The organism is Streptomyces sp. HUAS ZL42 (assembly GCF_040782645.1).
Classification (GTDB): Bacteria; Actinomycetota; Actinomycetes; order Streptomycetales; family Streptomycetaceae; genus Streptomyces.
Genome location: NZ_CP160403.1, coordinates 8,644,076 through 8,667,198, shown reverse-complemented (window position 1 = coordinate 8,667,198; position 23,123 = coordinate 8,644,076). Strand labels below are relative to the sequence as shown.

Annotated in this window: 26 protein-coding genes and 1 pseudogene; 12 read left to right on the top strand and 15 right to left on the bottom strand. The window is 70.8% G+C overall.

The annotated features are described in order from the left end of the window. Positions 1-43 precede the first annotated feature (43 nt). Entirely contained in the window at positions 44-1,342 is a 1,299-nt protein-coding gene (locus tag ABZO29_RS39565; RefSeq protein ID WP_367325012.1) for an aldolase/citrate lyase family protein, read from the bottom strand. A gap of 183 nt (positions 1,343-1,525) precedes the next feature. Between ABZO29_RS39565 and ABZO29_RS39560 the strand changes: the two genes are divergently transcribed. After that, a complete protein-coding gene (locus ABZO29_RS39560) occupies positions 1,526-2,419 on the top strand; it encodes an endonuclease/exonuclease/phosphatase family protein (RefSeq protein WP_367325011.1) in 894 nt (297 codons plus the stop codon). A 55-nt stretch (positions 2,420-2,474) separates the two neighbouring features. Here ABZO29_RS39560 and ABZO29_RS39555 read toward each other — a convergent pair whose 3' ends face one another. The 4 genes from ABZO29_RS39555 to ABZO29_RS39540 form a co-directional block, all read right to left on the bottom strand. Beyond that, entirely contained in the window at positions 2,475-3,437 is a 963-nt protein-coding gene (locus ABZO29_RS39555) for an electron transfer flavoprotein subunit alpha/FixB family protein (RefSeq protein ID WP_367325010.1), read from the bottom strand. A 47-nt stretch (positions 3,438-3,484) separates the two neighbouring features. After that, positions 3,485-4,273: an electron transfer flavoprotein subunit beta gene (locus ABZO29_RS39550; RefSeq protein ID WP_367325009.1), complete on the bottom strand. Its 789-nt coding sequence runs from the start codon at positions 4,271-4,273 to the stop codon at positions 3,485-3,487. Positions 4,274-4,492: 219 nt separating this feature from the next. Beyond that, positions 4,493-5,002, bottom strand: a complete 510-nt coding sequence (locus ABZO29_RS39545; protein WP_367325008.1) for a flavin reductase family protein — start codon at positions 5,000-5,002, stop codon at positions 4,493-4,495. Between the two features lie 206 nt (positions 5,003-5,208). After that, entirely contained in the window at positions 5,209-5,622 is a 414-nt protein-coding gene (locus ABZO29_RS39540) for a TlpA family protein disulfide reductase (RefSeq protein WP_367325007.1), read from the bottom strand. A gap of 77 nt (positions 5,623-5,699) precedes the next feature. Between ABZO29_RS39540 and ABZO29_RS39535 the strand changes: the two genes are divergently transcribed. After that, positions 5,700-6,116: a DUF4395 domain-containing protein gene (locus ABZO29_RS39535; protein WP_367325006.1), complete on the top strand. Its 417-nt coding sequence runs from the start codon at positions 5,700-5,702 to the stop codon at positions 6,114-6,116. 188 nt (positions 6,117-6,304) lie between these two features. Then, positions 6,305-7,033, top strand: coding sequence for a lysophospholipid acyltransferase family protein (locus tag ABZO29_RS39530; RefSeq protein WP_367325005.1), 729 nt, complete (start codon positions 6,305-6,307; stop codon positions 7,031-7,033). 140 nt (positions 7,034-7,173) lie between these two features. On the opposite strand, the gene ABZO29_RS39525 is transcribed toward ABZO29_RS39530, so the two are convergent. From ABZO29_RS39525 to ABZO29_RS39505, 5 genes are all read right to left on the bottom strand, one after another. Beyond that, positions 7,174-7,911 carry a B3/4 domain-containing protein gene (locus ABZO29_RS39525; RefSeq protein ID WP_367325004.1) on the bottom strand — a complete coding sequence of 246 codons (738 nt, stop codon included), beginning with the start codon at positions 7,909-7,911 and terminating at the stop codon, positions 7,174-7,176. 8 nt (positions 7,912-7,919) lie between these two features. Then, the gene (locus tag ABZO29_RS39520) at positions 7,920-8,492 is read right to left on the bottom strand and encodes a transglutaminase family protein (protein WP_367325003.1); all 573 of its coding nucleotides are present in this window, start codon (positions 8,490-8,492) and stop codon (positions 7,920-7,922) included. A gap of 78 nt (positions 8,493-8,570) precedes the next feature. Beyond that, a complete protein-coding gene (locus ABZO29_RS39515; protein WP_367325002.1) occupies positions 8,571-9,641 on the bottom strand; it encodes a low specificity L-threonine aldolase in 1,071 nt (356 codons plus the stop codon). A 2-nt stretch (positions 9,642-9,643) separates the two neighbouring features. Further along, the gene (locus ABZO29_RS39510) at positions 9,644-10,387 is read right to left on the bottom strand and encodes an SDR family NAD(P)-dependent oxidoreductase (protein WP_367325001.1); all 744 of its coding nucleotides are present in this window, start codon (positions 10,385-10,387) and stop codon (positions 9,644-9,646) included. A 41-nt stretch (positions 10,388-10,428) separates the two neighbouring features. Then, entirely contained in the window at positions 10,429-11,826 is a 1,398-nt protein-coding gene (locus ABZO29_RS39505) for a DUF6421 family protein (protein WP_367325000.1), read from the bottom strand. Between the two features lie 427 nt (positions 11,827-12,253). On the opposite strand from ABZO29_RS39505, the gene ABZO29_RS39500 reads away from it, so the two are divergent. After that, the gene (locus ABZO29_RS39500; protein WP_367324999.1) at positions 12,254-12,937 is read left to right on the top strand and encodes a glycerophosphodiester phosphodiesterase; all 684 of its coding nucleotides are present in this window, start codon (positions 12,254-12,256) and stop codon (positions 12,935-12,937) included. A gap of 3 nt (positions 12,938-12,940) precedes the next feature. Here ABZO29_RS39500 and ABZO29_RS39495 read toward each other — a convergent pair whose 3' ends face one another. Beyond that, complete coding sequence (locus ABZO29_RS39495) at positions 12,941-13,483, bottom strand: GNAT family N-acetyltransferase (RefSeq protein ID WP_367324998.1); 543 nt, start codon at positions 13,481-13,483, stop codon at positions 12,941-12,943. 71 nt (positions 13,484-13,554) lie between these two features. On the opposite strand from ABZO29_RS39495, the gene ABZO29_RS39490 reads away from it, so the two are divergent. Continuing rightward, positions 13,555-13,947 (top strand): VOC family protein, encoded by a 393-nt coding sequence (locus tag ABZO29_RS39490; protein WP_367324997.1) that lies wholly within the window; start codon positions 13,555-13,557, stop codon positions 13,945-13,947. 2 nt (positions 13,948-13,949) lie between these two features. On the opposite strand, the gene ABZO29_RS39485 is transcribed toward ABZO29_RS39490, so the two are convergent. Then, a complete protein-coding gene (locus ABZO29_RS39485) occupies positions 13,950-14,864 on the bottom strand; it encodes an N-acetyltransferase (RefSeq protein ID WP_367324996.1) in 915 nt (304 codons plus the stop codon). Positions 14,865-15,039: 175 nt separating this feature from the next. Between ABZO29_RS39485 and ABZO29_RS39480 the strand changes: the two genes are divergently transcribed. Further along, on the top strand, positions 15,040-15,804 hold the full coding sequence (locus ABZO29_RS39480) for a VOC family protein (protein WP_367324995.1): 765 nt from the start codon (positions 15,040-15,042) through the stop codon (positions 15,802-15,804). Positions 15,805-15,840: 36 nt separating this feature from the next. Here ABZO29_RS39480 and ABZO29_RS39475 read toward each other — a convergent pair whose 3' ends face one another. Further along, positions 15,841-16,374, bottom strand: coding sequence for a MarR family winged helix-turn-helix transcriptional regulator (locus tag ABZO29_RS39475; protein WP_367324994.1), 534 nt, complete (start codon positions 16,372-16,374; stop codon positions 15,841-15,843). Beyond that, positions 16,371-16,787: pseudogene (locus ABZO29_RS39470) on the bottom strand (FUSC family protein); the annotation flags it as partial. The gene ABZO29_RS39475 and the pseudogene ABZO29_RS39470, both read right to left, overlap by 4 nt. A gap of 188 nt (positions 16,788-16,975) precedes the next feature. On the opposite strand from ABZO29_RS39470, the gene ABZO29_RS39465 reads away from it, so the two are divergent. The 6 genes from ABZO29_RS39465 (at position 16,976) to ABZO29_RS39440 (ending at position 21,587) form a co-directional block, all read left to right on the top strand. Next, positions 16,976-17,524, top strand: coding sequence for a DUF5134 domain-containing protein (locus tag ABZO29_RS39465; protein WP_367324993.1), 549 nt, complete (start codon positions 16,976-16,978; stop codon positions 17,522-17,524). Between the two features lie 100 nt (positions 17,525-17,624). Beyond that, positions 17,625-18,560 carry a M56 family metallopeptidase gene (locus ABZO29_RS39460; RefSeq protein ID WP_367324992.1) on the top strand — a complete coding sequence of 312 codons (936 nt, stop codon included), beginning with the start codon at positions 17,625-17,627 and terminating at the stop codon, positions 18,558-18,560. Positions 18,561-18,619: 59 nt separating this feature from the next. Then, the gene (locus ABZO29_RS39455; RefSeq protein ID WP_367324991.1) at positions 18,620-19,309 is read left to right on the top strand and encodes a phosphatase PAP2 family protein; all 690 of its coding nucleotides are present in this window, start codon (positions 18,620-18,622) and stop codon (positions 19,307-19,309) included. 480 nt (positions 19,310-19,789) lie between these two features. Then, complete coding sequence (locus ABZO29_RS39450; protein ID WP_367324990.1) at positions 19,790-19,972, top strand: hypothetical protein; 183 nt, start codon at positions 19,790-19,792, stop codon at positions 19,970-19,972. 10 nt (positions 19,973-19,982) lie between these two features. Then, positions 19,983-20,672: an HAD family hydrolase gene (locus ABZO29_RS39445; RefSeq protein ID WP_367324989.1), complete on the top strand. Its 690-nt coding sequence runs from the start codon at positions 19,983-19,985 to the stop codon at positions 20,670-20,672. A 237-nt stretch (positions 20,673-20,909) separates the two neighbouring features. After that, positions 20,910-21,587, top strand: a complete 678-nt coding sequence (locus ABZO29_RS39440) for a TetR/AcrR family transcriptional regulator (RefSeq protein WP_367324988.1) — start codon at positions 20,910-20,912, stop codon at positions 21,585-21,587. On the opposite strand, the gene ABZO29_RS39435 is transcribed toward ABZO29_RS39440, so the two are convergent. Next, positions 21,575-23,077, bottom strand: coding sequence for an LVIVD repeat-containing protein (locus tag ABZO29_RS39435; protein ID WP_367324987.1), 1,503 nt, complete (start codon positions 23,075-23,077; stop codon positions 21,575-21,577). The two genes, ABZO29_RS39440 and ABZO29_RS39435, sit on opposite strands and share 13 nt — an antisense overlap. Positions 23,078-23,123: the final 46 nt, after the last annotated feature.

Below are 23,123 nucleotides of genomic sequence, written 5' to 3'. Positions count from 1 at the left end.
GGTGTGACAGCGGAAGCCACCCCTGACGGCTGTGACAGGTCCGCTACTTGGCGGACGCGGTCAGGTCGCCCCGCCTCGGCGCCGCGAAGGCCTCCAGGCCGGCCCTGGTGAGTCCGGTCGCCCGCGTCACCTCGGCGAGGTCGAGCGCGCCGCAGTCGAGTCCGCGCAGCAGGTAGCCGCTGAGGGCCTTGGCGGTCGCGGGCTCGTCCATGACGTCGCCGCCTGCCCGGTCGGCGTACCGGGCGAGGCGGGCCGCGGCCTGCTCGAAGCCCTCGCGGTAGAACGCGAAGACGGCCGCGTAGCGGGTGGGAATGTGGCCGGGGTGCATGTCCCAGCCCTGGTAGTAGGCGCGGGCCAGCGCCCGCCGCGTCAGGCCGTAGTGCAGCCGCCAGGCGTCGTGGACCTTCTCGGTGGGGCCGACCGGCAGGACGTTCGTCGAGCCGTCCGAGACGCGTACGCCGGTCCCGGCCGCCGCGACCTGCATGATCGCCTTGGCGTGGTCGGCGGCCGGGTGGTCGCTGGCCTGGTAGGCGGCGGAGACGCCGAGGCAGGCGCTGTAGTCGAAGGTGCCGTAGTGGAGGCCCGTGACCCGCCCCTCCGCCGCCTGGATCATACGGGCGACCGTCGCGGTGCCGTCGGCGGCGAGGATGGACTGGCTGGTCTCGATCTGGATCTCGAAGCCGATCCTGCCCGGCTCGAGGCCGCGCGCCTTCTCGAAGGCCTCCAGGAGCCGGACCATGGCGGTGACCTGCTCGGGATACGTCACCTTGGGCAGGGTGAGCACCAGCCCTTCGGGCAGGCCGCCGGCCTCCGTCAGGCCGGTGAGGAAGATGTCGAGGGTGCGGATGCCCCGGTCCCGCACGGCGGCCTCCATGCACTTCATGCGAATGCCCATGTACGGGGCCGCGGTGCCGTTCTCGTACGCCTCCGCGATCAGCCGCGCCGCGCGGGCCGCCGCCTGGTCCTCCTCGGCGTCCGGGCGGGGGCCGTAGCCGTCCTCGAAGTCGACGCGCAGGTCTTCGATCGGCTCGCGCTCCAGCTTGGCGCGGACACGGGAGTACACCGGCTCGGCGAGCCCGTCGGACAGGCCGAGCACGGCGGCGAAGGAGGCGGCGTCCGGGGCGTGCTCGTCGAGGGCGGCGAGGGCCCGGTCGCCCCAGGAGCGGACGGTGTCGGCGGCGAAGACGTCCCCGGGGACGTACACGGTGTGGACGGGCTGGCGGGTGCCGGGGTCTCCCGGGTAGCGGCGGTCCAGTTCGGCGTCGACCGGCCCGAGGGAGGCGCTGATCTCCTCGCTGACGGCGCCCGCGAGGCTCGTCGCCACCTTCTCCTGCTGACCCATCCCACAGCCTCCCATTTTCCACTCTACGGAATCAACAATCCGTAGAACGAAGTTATCGGGGGATCTTCCCGCTGGTCAACACCCTGTCCAAGGCATGACCCCACGATTCACCACCGTCTCCATGCCCTCTTTCGCACAGTGGTTCGCACCCTTCATCCTGACGCCTGAGGGGAGGGGGAGCACATGTCGGACTTCGGGAGACTGGCGCGTCGTACGGGACTGAGGACCGTGGTGGCGGCAGCGGTCGCCGCGCCTCTGGTCGGATCGGTACGGGCCGCGGCGACCCTGCACGAGTACCGCCCTCTGCGGGTGATGACATTCAACCTGCGTTTCGCGAGCGCCGTCGAACCCAACAGCTGGGCGGCCCGCCGACCGGTGATGAGGGCCCTCTTGTGCGGCGAGGCCCCTCATGTCATCGGCACCCAGGAGGGGGTCTACCAGCAACTGCGGGACATCTGCCTCGACCTCGGACCGCACTACGACTGGATCGGCACCGGCCGCGAACACGGCAGCCACGACGAGTCCATGGCGGTCTTCTTCGACAGGCGCCGCCTGGCCCCGGCGGAGTACGACCACTTCTGGCTGTCCGACACGCCCGAGGTGATCGGCTCGAACACCTGGGGCGGGGCCCACGTCCGCATGGTCACCTGGGTCCGCTTCCGCGACCTCCAGGACGACGGGCGGGAGTTCTACGTCCTCAACACCCACCTCGACAATGTCAGCCAGTACGCACGCACGCGTGGCGCCGCACTGATCGCCGAGCGGGCAGCCGGCCTCGACCGCAAGCTGCCGCTCATGATCACCGGGGACTTCAACGCCGTCGCTCACAAGAACCCGGCCTACGACACGCTGCTGGCTGCCGGGCTGGTCGACACCTGGGACGCGGCTGCCGAGCGCGGTGCCGCCTACGGGACCTTCCACGACTACAAACCGCTGACGCCGCACGGCGACCGCATCGACTGGATCCTGGCGACCCCGGGCGTCAGGATCCGCCGGGCCTGGGTCAGCACGTTCTGCGTGGACGGCCAGTTCCCCAGCGACCATCTGCCGGTGCAGGTGACGCTGAGCCTGGAATGAGCCGAGGCCCCCGTGACCGGCAGGGTCACGGGGGCCTCGGGCCGCCTCGGCGAACTCAGCCCTTGCGGGCCTTGATCGCCTCGGTGAGCTGGGGGACGACGTCGAAGAGGTCGCCGACGACGCCGTAGTCGACCAGGTCGAAGATCGGGGCCTCGGGGTCCTTGTTGACGGCCACGATCGTCTTCGAGGTCTGCATACCGGCACGGTGCTGGATGGCGCCGGAGATGCCGTTGGCGATGTACAGCTGCGGCGAGACGGACTTGCCGGTCTGGCCGACCTGGTTGGTGTGCGGGTACCAGCCCGCGTCCACCGCGGCACGCGACGCGCCGACGGCCGCGCCGAGGGAGTCGGCGAGCGCCTCGATGATCGCGAAGTTCTCCGCGCCGTTGACGCCACGGCCACCGGAGACCACGATCGCGGCCTCGGTCAGCTCCGGACGGCCCGTCGACTCACGCGGCGTACGGGCCGTGACCTTGGTGCCGGCCGCCTTCTCCGAGAACGACACGGACAGGGCCTCGACGGCACCGGCGGCCGGAGCGGCCTCGACGGCGGCGCTGTTGGGCTTGACGGTGATGACCGGGGTGCCCTTGATGACACGGGACTTGGTGGTGAAGGACGCGGCGAACACCGACTGGGTGGCCACCGGGCCCTCGTCGCCGGCCTCCAGGTCGACGGCGTCGGTGATGATGCCGGAGCCGATGCGCAGCGCCAGGCGCGCGGCGATCTCCTTGCCCTCCGCGGAGGACGGCACCAGCACGGCAGCCGGGGAGACGGCCTCGACGGCGGCCTGCAGCGCGTCCACCTTCGGAACGACCAGGTAGTCGGCGTACTCGGACGCGTCGTGGGTCAGGACCTTGACGGCGCCGTGCTCGGCGAGCGCGGCGGCGGTGTTCTCGGCACCGGCGCCCAGCGCGAGGGCGACCGGCTCGCCGATGCGGCGGGCGAGCGTCAGCAGCTCCAGGGTGGGCTTGCGGACGGCACCGTCCACGTGGTCGACGTAGACGAGGACTTCAGCCATGGGATTGATCTCCTGCGTACGAAACTTGAGGGGCGGTCAGCTGGGGCTCAGATGAACTTCTGGCCCGCGAGGAAATCGGCGAGCTGCTTGCCGCCCTCGCCCTCGTCCTTGACGATCGTGCCGGCGGTGCGGGCCGGACGCGCGGCCGCGGCCTCGACCTTGGTCCAGGCGCCGTCGAGACCGACCTCCTCGGCGTCGATCTCCAGGTCGGACAGGTCCCAGGACTGAACCGGCTTCTTCTTGGCGGCCATGATGCCCTTGAAGGACGGGTAACGCGCCTCGCCCGACTGGTCGGTGACGGACACGACGGCCGGCAGGGAGGCCTCGAGCTGCTCGGAGGCGGCGTCGCCGTCACGGCGACCCTTGACCGTGCCGTCCTCGACGGAGACCTCGGACAGCAGGGTCACCTGCGGCACGCCCAGACGCTCGGCCAGCAGGGCCGGTACGACACCCATGGTGCCGTCGGTGGAGGCCATGCCGGAGACCACCAGGTCGAAGCCGGCCTTCTCGATCGCCTTGGCCAGCACCAGCGAGGTGCCGATGGCGTCGGTGCCGTGCAGGTCGTCGTCCTCGACGTGGATGGCTTTGTCCGCGCCCATGGACAGCGCCTTGCGCAGGGCGTCCTTGGCGTCCTCCGGACCCACCGTCAAAACGGTGATCTCCACGTCGTCGTCGGAGTTCTCGGAGATCTGCAGCGCCTGCTCGACGGCGTACTCGTCGAGCTCGGAGAGCAGACCGTCCACGTCGTCCCGGTCGACGGTCAGGTCATCGGCGAAGTGCCGGTCGCCAGTGGCGTCGGGCACGTACTTCACAGTGACAACGATCCTCAAGCTCACGCCGGCTCTCCTACTGCATCGTCATTTCTCGGCTGCCTGCTATGCAGGCAGCATAGGCGCCTCAAGCGGCCGATCCCGGTCGGAGCGGCCCGCGCTCCGACCGAAATATTACTCGTCAGTACACCCAGTTTATGGCCGCTAAGCAAGCGCTTTGGACTGTGACCTTTGCAACGCAGCGTAACCGGAACTCGACGCTCACGCAGGACGGCCGGTGCGTGATCAATCCCGCAGAGCAGTGAACCGGCCTTGGTGGTACAGCAGGGGGCGCCCTGCGCGCGTCGGGTCACCGAGGACGACCTCGCCGAGCACGATGCGATGGTCTCCGGCCGGCACACGCGCGACGACCCGGCACACCACCCAGGCGAGCACGTCGTCGAGGACGGGCACGCCCTCGGGGCCCTCGCGCCAGGCGGTGGCGGCGCCGAAGCGGTCGGCGCCGCTGCGGGCGAACGTGGCGGCCAGCTCCCGCTGGTGCTCGGCGAGTATGTGCACGCCGACATGGTCGGCCCGCGATATCGCCGGCCAACTGGAGGAGCCGAGGCCGATACCGAAGGAGAGCATCGGGGGCTCGGCGGAGACCGAGGCGAGAGAGGTGGCGGTGAAGCCGACCGGCCCCTCGGCGCCGTTCGCGGTGATCACGGCGACTCCCGCCGCGTGCCGGCGGAAGACGGAGCGCAGCAGGTCGGGAGAGGCGAGCTGAGGGGTGCGGAGGTCGGGCGTGGCCGTCATGGAGTTGTCCTTCTGCGGGGAGGGGCGGCTGATCCGTTGCTGCTCAGCAGCCCGGACAGCGCGCGCTCGCGGTGCGGGCGAGGTCGACGTGGACCCGCCCGTAGAGAAGGAGTTCCGTAGGCATACGGTCAGGCTGACGATAGGTGGTGCGCGCAGTCAAGTACGTCCCGGCATATGGAAGATGTCTCACCCTGGCGCGACCGGCGTCAAACCGCCTCCCCCAGCGCCGCCACGACGTCCGCCTTGCGCGGCTGGCCGGTGGCGCGCCGCACGACCCTTCCGTCGGCGTCCAGGACCAGCACGGTCGGCGTCTTGAGGATGCCGAGCGCACGGACGAGGTCCAGCCGGGCCTCGGCGTCGATCTCGATGTGGGCGACTCCGGGGACCATGCCGGCCACCTCTCCGAGCACCCGGCGGGTCGCCCGGCAGGGCGCGCAGAAGGCGGAGGAGAACTGCACGAGGGTCGCGCGCGCACCGAGGTCCTCGCCCAACTCGGCCACCCCGAGCCGTTTCCCGTCGTCGCGCCCGCGCACCCGCACTCTCCCGCTCCGCCGCCGCTGCAGCACTCCGAAGGCGCTCGCCGCCACGAGCACCGCCACGCACACCACGATTCCGGTCATCACCCGCACAACCCTTCACGAGACTGCAAAGATTCCCGGCTCCCCGAAGTGTCCCTCATGCGGAATGCTTGATTCCCATGGACATCGATGTGAGGGGGCCGCGCTTCGGGGCGGCCGTGACGACCGTCGTGCTGGCGGTCGTACTGGTCACCGGGAGCGCCTGGCTGCTGGCCTGGCAGACCCTGGCGTTCGCGCTGGGCGCGGCGGGAGGGGTGGGCCGTTCGCCGTACGGATGGCTGTTCCGCAGGGCCGTACGGCCGCGGATCGGGCAGCCGACCGAGTTCGAGGCGCCGGAACCGCCGCGTTTCGCGCAGGCGGTGGGGCTCCTGTTCGCGGGCGTGGGGCTGGCCGGTCTCACGCTGGGACCGCAGTGGCTGGGACTCGCCGCGACGGGCGCGGCGTTGGCGGCCGCCTTCCTCAACGCGGCGTTCGGGTACTGCCTGGGGTGCGAGATGTACCTGCTCGTACGGCGGGTGACGGTGCGCGCGGAGTGAAGGCGGTTCAAAAGCCCGAGGTGGATCAAGGGGCATACGTGACGAGGATCTCGCCGGACATGGGCACCAGGACTGGCTGTCCCGCCGTTCTTCGGGCACGATCTGCGAGATGCCGTAAACCTACGGCTGCGTAACTTTCCCGCCGGGAATCCCTTCCCTGGCAGAGAAGGAAGGGTCCACCTCCGCCCATGGCCGAACTCGTCTACCGTCCCGTCGTCGGTCTCGCCCTCACATTGTTCAAGGCGTGGGACCTCAAGATCGACTGCAAGGGTTCGGAGAACATCCCGCGCTCGGGCGGCGCCGTGCTGGTGAGCAATCACATCAGCTACCTGGACTTCATCTTCGACGGCCTGGCGGCGCTTCCGCAGAAGCGTCTCGTTCGCTTCATGGCGAAGGAGTCCGTCTTCCGGCACCGGATCTCCGGCCCGCTGATGCGCGGGATGAAGCACATCCCGGTGGACCGCAAGCAGGGTGAGGCGGCCTACCAGCACGCGCTGGACTCGCTGAAGTCCGGCGAGATCGTCGGGGTCTTCCCCGAGGCCACCATCTCCCAGTCGTTCACCCTGAAGAGCTTCAAGTCGGGCGCCGCCCGACTGGCCCAGGAGGCGGGCGTCCCGCTGGTCCCGATGGCCGTGTGGGGCACTCAGCGACTGTGGACCAAGGGCCATCCGCGCAATTTCAAGCGCAGCCACATCCCGATCACGATCCGCGTGGGCGAGGCGATCGAGGCGTCCAAGGACAAGTACGCGGGCGCGATCACCCGCCAGTTGCGCGAGCGCGTCCAGGAACTCCTGGAGGCCGCCCAGCGCGCCTACCCCGTGCGTCCCAAGGACGCGAACGACACATGGTGGATGCCGGCCCACCTGGGGGGTACGGCGCCCACGCCGGAGCAGGTGCGGGAGGCCGAGGCCCGCTAAGGCCTGGGCCTTGGGCCTGTCCGGCGGATCATGCCGCAGACGCGGGGCGTGGCACGCCCGTCTGCCGGGTTGTCGTCGGCCTCCCACGCTCGAACAACCTCGCGCGGGGGCACTCCCATCGCCCCGCTCACCGGCACTGATCAGGCGCCGCCGCCTTCCCGCAACTTGATCCGCCGGACAGGCCCAAGGGCCTGGCTCCGAACCGTGATCCGTGCTTCCGGGCTGAACTTCTCCAAAAGCTCGGCGAGTTCGGCCGCCGCCGTCTCGACATCGGCGGCCGGCATCGGGGCCACTGCCTCCAGCAGGAAGACCGCCGCGACCGTTTCCTCGGTGAGGCGGGTGCGCGGGCCCTGGCGCCAGTTCCAGCGCCGGCAGGTCACGCCCGCGTCGTCCCGCCACACCACCTCGCCGGTGTCGGGGTGCTCGACGACCTCCTCGCCGCCGGCGACGGTCACGAAGTCCTCGTCGCCGGTGGCGCGGACGAGCCGCATGTCGCCCTGGATGCGGTCGATGTCCTCGCCGCCGACCGGGATCAGGTGGGCGACGCTGATGGCGTTGTAGAGATCGACCAGCATGTTGATGCGCGGCAGCCCCGCCTCCGAGAGGGCGCGCTTGGCCAGTGCCTCCGCCGAGTTGCGGGTGCGGGACGGCTTCGAGCCGAACGCCGTGTAGACCTCGCGCCAGGCGGCCATGTGCGGGTCCTCGTGCGGTGCGCGCCCCTCCAGCCGTACGGCGAGACGTCGGGCGGCTTCGTCGAGGAGCGCCGAACTGGCGTCGGTGCTGGGCCCGTTGACGAGTCCGTGCGCCTGCACCACGACGTGGGTGAAGCCGGGCGCGAGGGCGCGCACCTCGTCGGAGACGGTCAGGGAGAGGGTCATCGCCTGCCTCAGAGTGCGCTCGGGAGGGTCTTCCAGAGATACGACCGGTCGGGGGCGGCCTTCAGCGCGCTCAGGACAGCCGGATGCGGTTCAGCATACAGGACCGGGTAGTCCATCTCATTGGACCCAGGGTCGGGCACGAAGGCCAGCCGCTCGCCGGCGAGGGAGAACCGGGCGTCCACACCCGGTTTGTTGCCGCGCGGATCCTGCCGGTGCCAGGCCCCGTTGAACCGCACCGCGACCAGTCCGTGGACGACGTCGAGCTTCTGGTAGCACAACGCGGTCGGGATGTCCTCGGCCCGCAGCAGAGCCGCCAGGGCATGGGACTTCGCGTAGCAGATGCCCGTCCCCTGCTCCAGCACGTCGGACGCGCGCCAGGTGACGCGCGGATCACCGGAGTCCTGTGAGTGGGGGATGGTGTCGCGCACGTAGTCGAACGCCAGTCGCGCATAGGCATACGAGTCCTGCGCGCCCTTGGCAAGACGCTCCGCCGTCTCCCTCACCAGCGGATGGTGATGGTCGATGACGTCGTCAGCAGCCAAGTAGGCGGACAGATCGGGGTTCTCCTGGATCAGCTCCATGCCCGCAGAGCATAGGAACGCGATCACCCGCCAGTCAATGACTTTTCGGATGACCGCATACCTATGCATAGATGACTGCTAGCGCGCCATCTCCTCCTTGAGCGCTGCCACGAACGCGTCCACGTCCTCCTCTGCCGTGTCGAAGGAGCACATCCAGCGGACGACTCCCGCGGCCTCGTCCCAGAAGTAGAACCGGAACCGCTTCTGCAGCCGCTCGCTCGCGTCGTGCGGGAGCCGGGCGAAGACCCCGTTGGCCTGCACCGGGTAGAGAATCTCCACGCCGTGCACCGCCCGCACTCCCTCCGCGAGCCGCTGCGCCATCTCGTTGGCGTGGCGGGCGTTGCGCAGCCACAGGTCCTTGGCGAGCAGCGCCTCCAGCTGCACCGAAACGAACCGCATCTTGGACGCGAGCTGCATGGACAGCTTGCGCAGGTGCTTCATGTGGCTGACGGCGTCCTGGTTGATGACCACGACCGCCTCGCCGAAGAGCGCGCCGTTCTTCGTGCCGCCGAGGGAGAGGATGTCGACGCCGACCGCGTCGGTGAAGGTCCGCATCGGGACGTTCAGGGATGCGGCGGCGTTGGCTATCCGGGAGCCGTCCAGGTGCACCCTCATCCCGTGCGCGTGGGCGTGGTCGCAAATCGCTCGGATCTCGTCGGGCGTGTAGAGGGTGCCGAGTTCCGTGCTCTGGGTGATCGAGACGACCTGCGGCATCGCGCGGTGCTCGTCGTCCCAGCCGTACGCCTGCCGGTCGATCAGCTCGGGGGTGAGCTTGCCGTCGGGCGTGGGGACGGTCAGCAGCTTGAGGCCGCCCATGCGCTCCGGCGCGCCGCACTCGTCGACGTTGATGTGCGCGCTCTCGGCACAGATCACCGCGCCCCAGCGGTCGGTGACCGCCTGGAGCGCGACGACGTTCGCGCCGGTGCCGTTGAAGACCGGGAACGCCTCCGCCGTGGCCCCGAAGTGGCTGCGGATGATCCGCTGGAGGTTCTCGGTGTACGCGTCCTCGCCGTAGGACACCTGGTGCCCGCCGTTGGCCAGGGCCAGGGCGGCGAGCACCTCCGGGTGCGCCCCGGCGTAGTTGTCACTGGCGAAACCTCGGACCTCCGGGTCGTGATGGCGACGCGCGTCGGTCTTCGGGGGATTCACGGCTACTCGGTCAGCCACAGACGATTTCCGTTCACTTCCGCGGCGGGCTTCTCCCAGAGCCCGGCGATGGCCTCGGCCAGGTCCTTGACGTCCGTGAAGCCCGCGAACTTCGCGTTGGGTCGCTCGGCGCGCATCGCGTCGTGCACCAACGCCTTCACCACAAGGATCACAGCAGCGGACGTCAGCTCCTGCCGGCCCCCCGCCTTGCGGAAGAAGTCCGCCATGGCCAGTGTCCACGCCTCGGCGGCGGCCTTGGCCGCGGCGTAGGCGGCGTTGCCCGCGGTGGGCCTGCTCGCGCCCGCGGCGCTGATGAGCACGTACCGGCCGCGGTCGCTGTTCTGCAGCGCCTCGTGGAAGGCGAGGGAGGTGTTCTGCACGGTGCGGACGAGCAGCAGCTCGAGGAAGTCCCAGTCGTCCAGGCTCGTCTTGGTGAAGGTCTCGCTGCCACGCCAGCCGCCGACGAGATGCACAAGCCCGTCGACGCGGCCGAAGTCCTTCTCGATGTGGGTGGCCCAGTCACGGGTGGACTGCAGCTCGAGCAGGTCGACGGGCTCGCCGGTGACGGTGGCACCGCCCGACGCGTATCGGGCCGCGTCCACGGCCTCCGCGAGCCGCTCGGGATCGTTGTCCGCGGCGACGACGGTCGCCCCCTCCTCGGCCAGCCGCAGCAGTGTCGCCCGGCCGGCGGGCCCACCCGCCCCTGCCACCGCGATCACCGCACCGCTTAGAGCTCCGTTCCCCGCCATGTTCCTCGCCTCCTGAGCAGTGTTCCGGTTGTCGCGGTCGCTCACGCGGCCACCCGCTCGGCGCTGTCCGCCGTGATGCCCCTGGTGGAGGCGATCACGTTCTTCAGCTTCTTGGACAGCGCCTCATAGAACATGCTCAGGGGAAACTCGTCCGGAAGCACGTCATCGACGAGCTTCCGCGGCGGCCGGCTCAGGTCCAGGGCGTCGGGACCCTTGGCCCACACGGAGCCGGGGTGCGGGGCGAGGTAGGTGGAGACCAGCTCGTATCCGGCGAACCAGTGCACCAGCTTGGGACGGTCGATGCCGTCGCGGTAGAGCTTCTCGATGTCGGCGCACAGCTGGTTGGTGACCTGCGGGGCGCGCTGCCAGTCGATGAACAGCTTGTTGTCGGTCCAGCGGACGACGTCGTGCTTGTGCAGGTAGGCGAAGAGGAGCTGGCCGCCCAGACCGTCGTAGTTGCGCACGCGCTCGCCGGTGACCGGGAAGCGGAACATGCGGTCGAACAGCACCGCGTACTGCACGTCACGGGCCTGTGGGACGCCGTCGGCCTCCAGCTTCACGGCCTCCTTGAAGGCGGTGAGGTCGCAGCGCAGCTCCTCGAGGCCGTACATCCAGAACGGCTGGCGCTGCTTGATCATGAACGGGTCGAAGGGCAGGTCGCCGTGGCTGTGGGTGCGGTCGTGGACCATGTCCCACAGGACGAAGGCCTCCTCGCAGCGCTTCTGGTCGTGGACCATCGCTGCGACGTCCTGGGGCAGCTCCATGCCCAGGATGTCGACGGTGGCCGCGGTCACCCGGCGGAAGCGAGCGGCCTCGCGGTCGCAGAAGATGCCGCCCCAGCTGAACCGCTCCGGCGCCTCGCGCACGGCTATGGTCTCCGGGAAGAGGACAGCGGAGTTGGTGTCGTAGCCGGCCGTGAAGTCCTCGAACTTGATTCCGCAGAACAGCGGGTTGTCGTAGCGGGTGCGCTCCAGCTCGGCCAGCCAGTCCGGCCACACCATGCGCAGCACGACGGCCTCGAGGTTGCGGTCGGGGTTGCCGTTCTGCGTGTACATCGGGAAGACGACCAGGTGCTGCAGGCCGTCCGCGCGGCCCGCGGCGGGCTGGAAGGCCAGCAGCGAGTCGAGGAAGTCGGGCACCTTGAAACCGCCGTCGGCCCAGCGGTGCAGGTCCTTGACGAGGGCCGCGTGATAGTCGGCGTCGTGCGGGAGCAGCGGGGACAGCTCCTCGACCGCGTGCACGACACGGCGCACGGCGCGTTCCGCGTCGGCGGGGTCCGGGGCGCCCTCGGCCTCGAAGCCGATCGATCCGTCCTTCGACTGCCATGGCCGGATCTGCTCCACGGCATCCTTGAGCACGGGCCACGCCGGATGATCCACCACCCTGGTCGCGGGAGAAACCTGCTCCCCCGAAGCCGCCTGCACAAGAATTTCCGTCATGTCCCATCCTCTACTGGAGAACCTTGCGTCTGCAGACCGTATACATACGAGGTTCCTCCCAGCAAGCCGAGCCTCGGGAAATTATCCTGCACACCTCGGTTGTCACAGAACTTTTTCCTGTGCACCACGAGGTGGGCCGTTTCTTGTGCCACATACGCCCGAGCGGAGCGGGGCTCGGGCCATGACCGACGAGAATCGGCCGTTCCGCATGGGCCCATGGGTCAATCCGCGCCGGACTCGCCCACGCCAGGGTGACCGCCCCGGCTCGTACCGGCCAGGCACGCCAAGCGCGCGGCGCGGATCCCCCACGCAGGCACGGGTTCATCGCGGGGCGGGGCCACTAGGCTGCGGATCTGCCGCGCGGACAGTGCCGTCCGCTCCGGTCCGCGCGCGTGCCGAGCCGCCGTCGACGGAAGCGAGTTGAACCTTGAACTTCCTTACCATCGGTCACCGCGGAGTGATGGGTGTCGAACCCGAGAACACCCTCCGTTCCTTCGTCGCCGCCCAGCAGGCCGGCCTCGACGTCATCGAACTCGATCTGCACCTGAGCAAGGACGGCGCCCTCGTCGTCATGCACGACACCGAAGTGGACCGCACGACCGACGGGACGGGCCCGATCGCCGAGAAGACCCTCGCCGAACTGCGCGCCCTGGACGCGGGCCGCGGGGAGCGGATCCCGGTCTTCGAGGAGGTCCTGGACGCGGTGCGGGCACCGCTGCAGGCGGAGATCAAGGACGTGGCGGCGGCGCGGGCACTCGCCGAGGTCATGGAGAAGCGGGACCTCGTCTCCCGGGTGGAGGTGTCGTCCTTCCACGACGAGGCGATCGCGGAGATCGCCCGGCTCGTCCCCGGTGTGCGGACCGCGCTGATCGGCAGCCGCTACGGCACCGACATCGTCGAGCGGGCCGTCGCGGCCGGAGCGGGCAGCCTCTGCCTGAACATCCGCCGCCTCACCCTCGAGGTCGTCGAGGCCGCCCGCGAGGAGCGCCTGCGGATCATCGGCTGGGTGGTGAACACGCAGGACCACCTGCGGCTCGTCCGCGCCCTGGAGCTGGACGGCGCGACCACCGACTACCCGGAGATCAAGCGCACCGGCCGCTTCACCGCCTGACGCTCACGCGAGCTCCTTGACCAGCAGTTCGAACTGCAGGTCGTCTCGCTGCGGAATGCCGAAGCGCTCGTCGCCGTACGGGAACGGGGTCATCCGTCCCGTACGGCGGTAGCCGCGCCGCTCGTACCAGGCGATGAGGTCGTCGCGTACGGAGATCACGGTCATGTGCATCTCCGAGACGCCCCAGGTCTCGCGGGCCTGCCCCTCCGCCTCCGCGATGATCACCTTGCCGAGGCCGGCACCCTGCAGCGCCGGGCTGACCGCGAACATCCCGAAGTAGGCGTGGTCACCCCGGTGTTCGAGCTGGCAGCAGGCGACGACCACGCCCTCCCGCTCGACCGCCAGCAGACGGCTGTCCGGCGACTTGATGACGGCCAGCACGCCCTCGGGGTCGGTCCGCTGCCCCTCCAGGATGTCCGCCTCGGTGGTCCACCCGGTCCGGCTGGAGTCCCCGCGGTAGGCCGACTCGATCAGCGCGACCAGCGAGTCCACGTCCGCGTCGGTGGCGTCGCGGAAGGTGAGTCCGGTGACGGCGGTGGTCTCCATGGGCTGCTTCTCCACTCCTCGGGCGCGGCTCGGCCAGGGACGAGGGTAACGCCACGACTAGGCTCCGCTGCATGGTGCATGTACTCAGCAGCCGGACACTGTTGCGGCCGGCCGATCCCGAGCGGTCCCGCGTCTTCTACGGCGAACAGCTCGGCCTGTCCGTCTACCGCGAGTTCGGCGCGGGCCCGGAGCGCGGCACCGTCTACTTCCTCGGCGGGGGCTTCCTGGAGGTCTCCGGGCGGTCCGGGACACTGCCCTCCCCGGCCGTGCAGCTGTGGCTGCAGGTGGAGGACGTGGCCGCGGCGCACGACGAGCTGCGGGACAAGGGCGTCGAGATCGTACGGCCGCCGGTGAGGGAGCCGTGGGGGCTGGTGGAGATGTGGATCGCGGATCCGGACGGGACACGGATCGTCCTGGTGGAGGTGCCGGCGGATCATCCACTGCGTTATAGGCCGGGGATCTGACGTCACCCGGGGCGGTGTTCCCAGCGGCGGTCGGTGCGGGTGAGTTCGCGGAAGCCCGCCGAGGTCAGGTGGTCGATCGCCGTGCGATCGGCGGCCGGTTCGCAGGCGAGGAGGCGGTCCGCTCCGCACAGGCGCAGCCAGTCCGCGGCCCGGGCGAGGAGCCAGGGCTCCAGTCCCGCGTCGTACGAGTCCGGGTCGACGTGCAGGTTGCCGATGTCGGCGAGGCCCGCGGCCCGGGTGTGGCGTTCGGGGCGGGCCAGGGCGGTGTCGACCTCGATGAAGCCCAGGGCGCGGCCGTCGGCGTACGCCGTGAAGCGGGTGCCGCACTCCCCCAGCGTGCGCTCGACGGTGAATCCCGCCCTCGGCTCGCGGGTCGGCAGATCGGCCACCCGCGCGATCAGGATCACCTCCGTGTCCCCGGTGTGCCGGAAGCCGGCGCGTTCGTAGACCGCGCGGATGTGCGGCCAGTTGCAGGGCAGACCGTGGACCACGGGGGCGGGCAGCTCGCCGCTCGCCCGGCGCGCGCGGACGTTCCAGCGGGCGAACCCGGCGAGGCAGGCGGACATCAGCAGATCGGCGGCCGCCTCCGCGTCGGGCAGGAAGGTCGTCGGCGGATGGCAGACGAACCAGTCGATCTCACCGATGCCCCGGTAGTCCGCGCTCACCTCGGCGTCGGCCCGGTAACGCAGCAGATGGGCGGCGGCCATGACGCGGTCGCGCTGTGCGGCGACGAGCGTGAGCCGCTCGCTCACCCACGGGTCGGTGAGGGGCTCGTCGGGCTGTCGCTCCATGGCGCTGAGGACGGTGTTCACGGAGACCGAGACACCGGGGACGACGGCTGCGACGTGCCTGTTGATCAGATCGGTGAGCTGGTCGCGGTCGTCGCGGCGGAAGGGACGGACCTCGAGCGCGGGCATGCGGGACCTCCGGGGCAGGGTGCTGGTGCCGGGGCCGCCATGCGATGCGGTACGGCGTCGAGGGTACGTCGGTGCCGGCACCGGGCTCCAGGGGTTTCGCGGGATGGCCGGGTCCTGGGACGCGGCTTAGCGTGCTGGGAGGGGGTCTGTGCGGTCTCGCTGCGGAGGGAACACCATGAAGCTCGACAAGCCGGTGACCGGCGGGCCCTGCTGGACCGAGCTCGGGACCAGTGACCTGGCGGCCGCCAAGCGGTTCTACGCGGAGTTGTTCGGCTGGCGTGCCGAGACGGATCCGCGCCAGGAGGCGGGCGGCTACACGGTCGCGCACCTCGGGGACGCGGCGGTCGCCGCTCTGGCCCCGCTGTACCAGGAGGAACAGCCCGTCGCGTGGAACGTGTCGTTCGCGGTGCCGGACGCGGACGCCGCGGTGGCGCGAGTGGCGGAGGCCGGCGGGACGGTGCTGCTGGGCCCGATGGACGTGTTCGACGTGGGCCGCTTCGCGGTGGCCGTGGATCCGACCGGTGCGGTCTTCCAGCTGTGGCAGGCGCGGGCCTTTCCGGGCGCCGGGCTGTTCAACGCCCCCGGCTCGCTGGGCTGGGTCGAGCTGATGACCAGGGCTCCCGAGCGGGCGGTGGACTTCTACACGACGGTGTTCGGCTGGAGCGTCAACGCCTCGGAGCAGTACACGCAGTGGGGCATCGACGGTGCGGACTTCGGCGGCATGGTGACGATGGACGACAAGTTCCCGCACGAGGTGCCCGCGCACTGGCTGCCGTACTTCGCCGTCGCCGACGTGGACACCACGGCCGCCGCAGCGACGGACGCCGGCGGCACGCTCCTCATGGAACCCACCTCGGTGCCCGACGGGCCGCGGATCGCGGTGTTGCGGGATCCGCAGGGTGCCGTGTTCGGGATGTACCGGACCGGCGACGAAGGCTGATCATGCTCGAACCTGCGCAGCCGCGGCTGGGGGCGCTCAGAGGCGCAGCGCCCCCAGCCGGCCCTCGAGCTGGGCCAGCAACTCGCCGAGCATTGCGGCGAGTTCGCTGCGGCCTGCGGGGTCGAGTCCGGACAGCACGGATGTCTCGTGGGCGAGTTGCTCGGGCAGGATCCCGTCGACGAGGTCGCGTCCGGCGTCCGTGAGGCGGACATGGGCGACGCGGCGGTCGCGGGTGTCGCCGCGCCGCTCCACCAGGCCGCGTTCGGTGAGCTGCTTGAGGCGTTTGGTGACGGCGGCGCCCGAGGAGAAGGTCTCGCGAGCCAGTTCGCCGGGGGTCAGCTCGTGGCCGGAGCGGCGCAGGGCACCGAGCAGGTCGAACTCGGCGCGGCTCAGCCCGGCCCGGCGCAGCGGTGCGTCCTCGGCCTGCTGAAGGAGGGCGGCGCATCGGTTGACGCGGCCGATGATCTCCATGGGGCCGGTGTCGAGGCCGGGGTGGACGGCCTGCCACTGCCGTACGACGGCGGCGACGGTGTCCTGGCCCGCCCCTCGCTGTCCGTTCGGTGCCGTCATCGCCGTACGTCCTCCGTCCTCGCGTCCGTGCGCCCGCCCAGGAGCAGTCCCTGCCGGCGTACCGTCGCGGCGAGCGTACGGTGTCCGGACTGCTCGGCCGCCACGACCCGCTCGTGGGGCAGCGCGCGCTGCCACCATTCCCCGGACGCGGCGTCGGCGGTGGCGCGCAGGTCGGCCAGGGCGCGGCGGGCCGAAGCGCTCCGGGTGCCGGCTGCCGCTCCTCAGGGAGGCGGGGCAGCGCGCTCGGGAGCCGGCTCGGCGGTGGTCAGTGCGTGTTCGAGGCGGCCGCCGGAGCGTCGATCGGTGACGGCGAAGGCGGCCAGCGCCCCGACGTGGGTGTCCACGAGCCGCTCACCGATCAGCTCGCCCGGGTCCTGGAACCGGGCGAACTCGGTGACGAGCAGGGCCATCGGGGCGGGCTTGAACCAGATGTCGGAGGGCCGGCCGAGGCGCAGGGCAGCGGCGAGCGGGAATACTGGAGACCTCGCGCTCACCTGCCGTGCTCCGCCGAATGCTCCCCGTGTACCTCCTTGCGCTCGCGTGCGCGCCGCGAGTCCCGGGCATCGCATCCGATGACCGACCGTCGAGCGGGGAGGTGGGCGTGCACGGACCGGCGTCGCCCGGCTGGCTGCTGGTCGCGCTCTGCGCCGCGACCGGCACCTACTGCCTGCTGCGCATGCGCAGCAGCGTCGAGGAACAGCGCCGTGCCGCGGGCGGCGAGGCGCTGATGGGCTTCGGCATGGCCGCGATGGCCGTGCCTCCGGCCGTGTTCACTCCCCCGGCGTGGACCTGGCCCGGCTACGCGGCCGTGTTCGGCGCGGCCGCGTTGCGCGCCCTGTGGGCGGCCCGCGCGAGCGCCCACCATCTGCATCACCTGGTCGGAGCCGCGGCCATGGTCTACATGGCGGTCGCGATGGCCGTCTCCCCCGCGCACGGACACGGGCCCGGCGATTCCGGAATCCCGCTCCTGACCGGCGTGTTGCTCCTCTACTTCGCGGGCTACGTCCTGATCTCCGGCACGCGGCTGCTGCCTGTCGCCGCCGTGGCGGCCGGAGGCGGGACGGCCGGCTGGGGCGACCGTCCGGAACTGGCACGGGCGTGCCGTCTGTCGATGGGGATCGGGATGCTGGCCATGCTGCTCACGCTGTGATCGCGAGGGGCCGGGCCGGCCTCCACGAATCCGTGGTCTGCGTCACTTTGCGACAAGCGGCCGTACCCGGGCGTAGCCCGTCGCTCATAGGGTGCTGCCCATGATGGTCCCCGCGGTCCTGCTCCTGCTCGGCGCCCTGACCGCCGTCCTCGCGCCCAGGCTGCTCGTCCGGGCCGACTGGCGGGACCGTGAACCGGTGGTCGCACTGTGGGTGTGGCAGTGCGTGGTGGCCGCGGTGCTCCTGTGCTGCGCGCTGTCGATGACGCTGAGCGCGGCGGCCGCCTGGCAGGCGGTGCGTGGCCATGTGTTCGCCCCGGCGCCGCACGCGGTCGTGGAGGCGTACGCGCTGGGTGCCACGGGCCCCTGGGCGGCGGCGACCGCGGTGGCGCTCGCGTGCGGCGGCCTGTGGAGCGGGGCCATGCTGGTCCTGCAGGTCGTACGGGTGCGGGCCGGGCACCGGCGGCGACGGGCCGAACTCCGCCTGCTCGCCCCTCTGTTGCCCGGTGAGGAGTCCGCGACGGGCCGGCTGGTCGTGCTGGAGGGCGAGCGGCCCGACGCGTGGTGGCTGCCGGGCGCGGCACCCCGACTCGTTGTCACCACGGCCGCGTTGCGCCGCCTCAAGGGGCGGCAGCTGGACGCGGTCCTCGCCCATGAGCAGGGGCATGCGCAGGCCCGTCACGACTGGCTGCTGAATTGTTCGGCCGCGTTGGCCAACGGGTTTCCGCAGGTGCCGGTGTTCGCCGCGTTCCGCGACGAGATGCACCGGCTGGTCGAACTCGCCGCCGACGACATGGCCTCCCGCCGCTTCGGCCGACTGACGACCGCGCTCGCCCTGGTGGAACTCAACGAGGACAGGGGCGTGTTCGGCCCCGGCTCGACTCCGCACGGCCATGTCCCGCAGCGGGTGCACCGGCTGCTCACTCCCCCGGACCGGCTCACGGCGGCCCGCCGGCTGCGGCTGACGGCGGCGGCCGCGCTGGTGCCGGTGATCCCGGTCCTGGTGGCGTTCGTACCGGGACTGAGGGCACTGGGTTAGGGCCACGGTCCGAATCCCGGAGTTGGCCTTTCACCCCGCGGGTCGGCGAGGATCACAGTATGCACAACGCGACCGTCGAGGCCCCGCCCCGGACGCCGGACCACCGCACCGCCGTACGCGCGGCGTTCGTCCTGGCGCTGTGCTCCGCGCTGCTGCTGTCTCTGGTGGCGATCGACTGGCACCCCCTGACGACCGCCGACGGCGACGTGTCCCGCACCACGCACCGCTGGGCCGTCGCCGACCCGGACCTCACCCACGTCTCCCGCATCCTCACTGACTGGGTCTGGGACCCGTGGACGATGCGTGTCCTCTGCGCGGTCGCCGTGGTGTGGCTGGTGTGGCGGCGCTCGGCGTGGTGGGCGGCGCTGTGGCTGGTGGCCGTGACCGCCCTGGGCGCCGCGGTGCAGCAGTCCCTCAAGGCCGCGGTCGGCCGCCCCCGCCCGGTCTGGACCGACCCCGTCGACTCCGCCCACTACGCGGCCTTCCCCTCCGGCCACGCCATGACCGCGACGGTGGTCTGCGGCCTCCTCCTGTGGCTGCTCCACCACTACGGGGCAGGCCGCGCCGTGTGCCGTACGGCACTGGCGGTGGCGGTGCTCTCCGTGGTGGGCGTGGGCCTGACCCGGGTGTGGCTGGGCGTGCACTGGCCGTCGGACGTCCTCGGGGGGTGGCTGCTCGGGGCGATGCTGGTGGCGCTGGCGATCGTCACTTTCGAACGCGTGCGGGGCACCCGGGCGCACCCTGACTAGCGGACGATCTCGTTCAACTCCGGCCGCTCGACATGCGTACGTACGTACGATCGAGCGGCGGCCGCGGAGAGACCCGCGGAGCCGCTCAAGGAGGGGGCGCGTTGTCCAGCATTTCGAGACCCTCCTGCTCGGGTACTCGCGGACGACCGCTGCGGGCACTGCGCCAGGGCCTGTCCGGCGGGTCAGGTCGCAGGAAAGCCGCGGCTACTGATCTGCGCAGGTGAGCGGCGTCTGGTGCGTCCAGCTGCAAGGCGGAGGAGGGCGTCGACGCGGAGCGTCGGCAACCGACGACAACGCCGCAGATGGGCGTGCCAGGCCCCGCGTCTGCGGCATGATCCGCCGGACAGGCCCCACGGCGTCCGGTCGGCCGGCTCAGGCCGCGGAGGCATCGGCGGAAGCCGCGTCGAGCGAGTTCCCCCGGCCACGCTCTTCGGCGGGCGGACCTCCCTCGACTACGCCGCGCCGGCCATCAAGTTCAGCGTGGAGATCGTCGAGACCCCGCCGGCCGGTTACGCCATCGACCCTCTGGAGATCGCCGAGGCGCTCGACGAACCGGTCGTCTCCCGCGGTCGGCCCCCGATCACGTTCTACGGCACGCCGAAGCCCGCCCCGCTGAACCCGACGCTCCCGCGGCGGCTCTGCACTGGACAGAAGCGCGAGTAGAGTCCAGTGCATGGCTGCCGTGCTGTTCGACTTCTCCGGGACGCTCTTCCGCATCGAGCCCGCCGAGTCCTGGCTGCGCGCCGTGCTGGACGAGACCGGGATCGCCCTGCCCGAACCGGAGGTGGCCCCGACGGCACGCGCGCTGGAGGAAGCGGGTGCGCTGCCGGGCGGGGCCAACCCCGCGCGGCTGCCCGAGGACGTCGCCGACCTGTGGGAGATCAGGGACGAGAGCGCCGAGCTGCACCGTGCCGTGTACACCGGGCTCTCCCGCCAGGTCACGCTCCCCGACCCGAAGCTGCACGAGGCGCTGTACGACCGCCACAAGACGCCGGCCGCGTGGGCGCCGTATCCCGACGCCGCCGAGGTGCTGCGCACCCTGCGCGGGCGCGGCACGGCCGTCGGCGTGGTCAGCAACATCGGCTGGGACCTGCGTCCGGTGTTCCGCGAGCACGGCCTCGACCCGTTCGTCGACGCGTACGTCCTGTCGTACGAGCACGGCATCCGCAAGCCCGACCCGCGGCTGTTCGCGACCGCCTGCGCGGCGCTGGGCGCGGATCCGCAGGACGTGCTCATGGTCGGCGACGACCGGCGCGCGGACGGCGGCGCGGCGGCTCTGGGCTGCGGAGTGCACTTCGTGGACCATGTGCCGATCACGCAGCGGCCGGAGGGGCTGCGCCCGGTGCTGGACCTGGTGGACTGAGCCCGGCCCACCGCGGCAGGTCCCAGCAGTAATCGATCGCGCTCCAGCGCACCGAGCCGTGGCTTTCCCATGCCCACCGCGGGGATGATCCGGAGCTTCCCACGGCACAAAGAAGCCTGCCTCGGACGATCCCCCGCGTCGCCCGAGGCAGGCGGCAGCCCGGCGGCCCCTGTACGGGGCCGACCAGGACGCGCTGAGTATAGTTGGCTGGCAGCCAGTCAACGCAGGAGTTACAGCATGTCCCCGCGCAGCGCCTCGGTCAATGAAGAATTGCGGCGGCGTTCCCGGGAACGGCTCCTGCAGGCCGCGGTCGAGCTGGTGAGCGAGCGCGGATACGAGGCGACGACGCTCGGCGACATCGCGGACCGAGCGGGCTCGGCGCGCGGCCTGGTGTCGTACTACTTCCCCGGCAAGCGCCAGCTCGTGCAGTCGGCCGTGCACCGGCTGATGCACCGGACGCTGGAGGAGGGACTCGAGCGGGAGCCGTACACCGAGGACGGCCGGGAGCGGATGGCACGGGCCATCGACGCGATCCTGGGACTGGCCAGGGACCAGACCGTGCTGATGCGCCAGCACATGGCGGGACTGCTGCAGGCCGAGGGTTTCGTGCAGTGCCCGGAGCAGAAACGGCTGGCCGAACTGCTGCGGGACACCGTCGTCCGGCACGGCTCGCAGAACGTGGACGCCGACTACCCGATGCTGCGCTCCCTGCTGATGGGAGCCGTCTACGCGATGGTGCTGCCGAACGTGCCCATGCCGATCACCACCCTGCGCGCCGAGCTCTTCGCGCGCTACCGGCTCGACTGGGAGCAGGGCGTCCCGCCGGAGACCGGTGGGGCCTCCGGCGGGACGTGCGACACGGATCTGTCGCGGTTCTTCGCGACGGGCCGGGACCCCGGCGGTCAGTCGAAGTAGTCCGGCTGGGTCTGCACGTTGAGCTCACGCAGGTGGACCCGCTTGGCCGGATCCGTGCGGCGGTCGTCGAGCTTCAGGACATCGAAGCCCTTGGCGATGTCGTTGGAGTAGATGTAGCCGTTGTAGTAGTACGCGGACCACGAGCCGCCGACCGTGATCTTGTCCGTGGTCAGCGGGCCGCGCTCGAAGAAGGCGATCTCCTTCGGGTGCGACGAGTCGGTGAAGTCCCAGACGGAGATGCCGCCCTGGTACCAGGCCTGGACCATGAGGTCCTTGCCCTTGACCGGGATCAGCGAGCCGTTGTGGGCCACGCAGTTCTCGGTGTCCGCCTGGTGGCGGGGGATCTTGTAGTAGCTGCGGAAGACCAGCTTGCGGTGCTCGCCCTTGCCGACGATGTCGTAGATGCCGTCGGCACCGCGGTTCGGTCCGGTCGCCGCGTTGCAGGTGGCGCCGACGCCGCCGCCCAGCTCGTCGGTGAACACGACCTTGTTCGCCTTCTGGTTGAAGGTCGCCGAGTGCCAGAACGCGAAGTTGACGTTGTCCTGCACCTGGTCGATGACCTTCGGGTGCTCGGGGTCCTTGATGGAGAACAGGATGCCGTCGCCCATGCAGGCGCCGGCCGCGAGGTCCTTCTCCGGGAGGACGGTGATGTCGTGGCAGCCGGTCGTCTTGGAGACGCCCGGGTTGGTGGGTGCGCCCGGGTTGCCGCCGCCGTCCGGACCCTCACCGGGGAACAGGACGGGGAAGCTCACGACCGCGGCCTTCTCGGGGGCGTTGCGCGGCACCTTGATGACCGAGATGCCGTCGTGCGGCGGTTGGCAGTCGGGGTAGGTGGCGCTGGGCGAGTACGAGGAGACGTAGACGTAGACGTTCCTGCGCTCGGGGACCAGCGTGTGGGTGTGCGAGCCGCAGGCGGTCTCGACGGCGGCGACGTACTTCGGGTTCGCCTTGTCGCTGATGTCGAAGACCTTCATGCCCTCCCACGAGGACTTCTCCGTCGCGGGCTGCGTGGTGCTGTTGCAACTGCTGTCGCTGCGCGAGGAGTCGGTGGACAGGAACAGCAGGTTGCCGGAGACGGAGACGTCGTTCTGCGAGCCGGGGCACAGCACCTGGGCGACGGTCTTCGGCGCCCTGGGGTTGCTGATGTCGAAGATGCGGAAGCCGTCGTAGTTGCCGGCGAAGGCGTACTTGCCCTGGAAGGCCAGGTCCGAATTGGTGCCGGGTAAGGCTTCCTTGGGGACGTTGACGAGGTGCTCGACGTTCGCGGAGTGGACGATCTCGTCCTGGCCGGGTATCTCGCCGCTCGCCAGGGCCTCCTTCACCTGAGCCCGGGTGCTCTGTGACACCTCCTTCTGAGCGGCCTGGCCGTCCCCCGGGTCGGGCGTCGCGGCCGCCGGTCCTGCCGTGAGCAGCGCAGCCAGGAGTCCAGCGGCGGTCGCCACGACTCCCAGACGTCTGTGCCGCGTTCGGGGATCTTTCCACAGGATCACTGTTTTCCTCCCTAGTGCCGTTCGCGTCGGAACGGTGCACGCACCA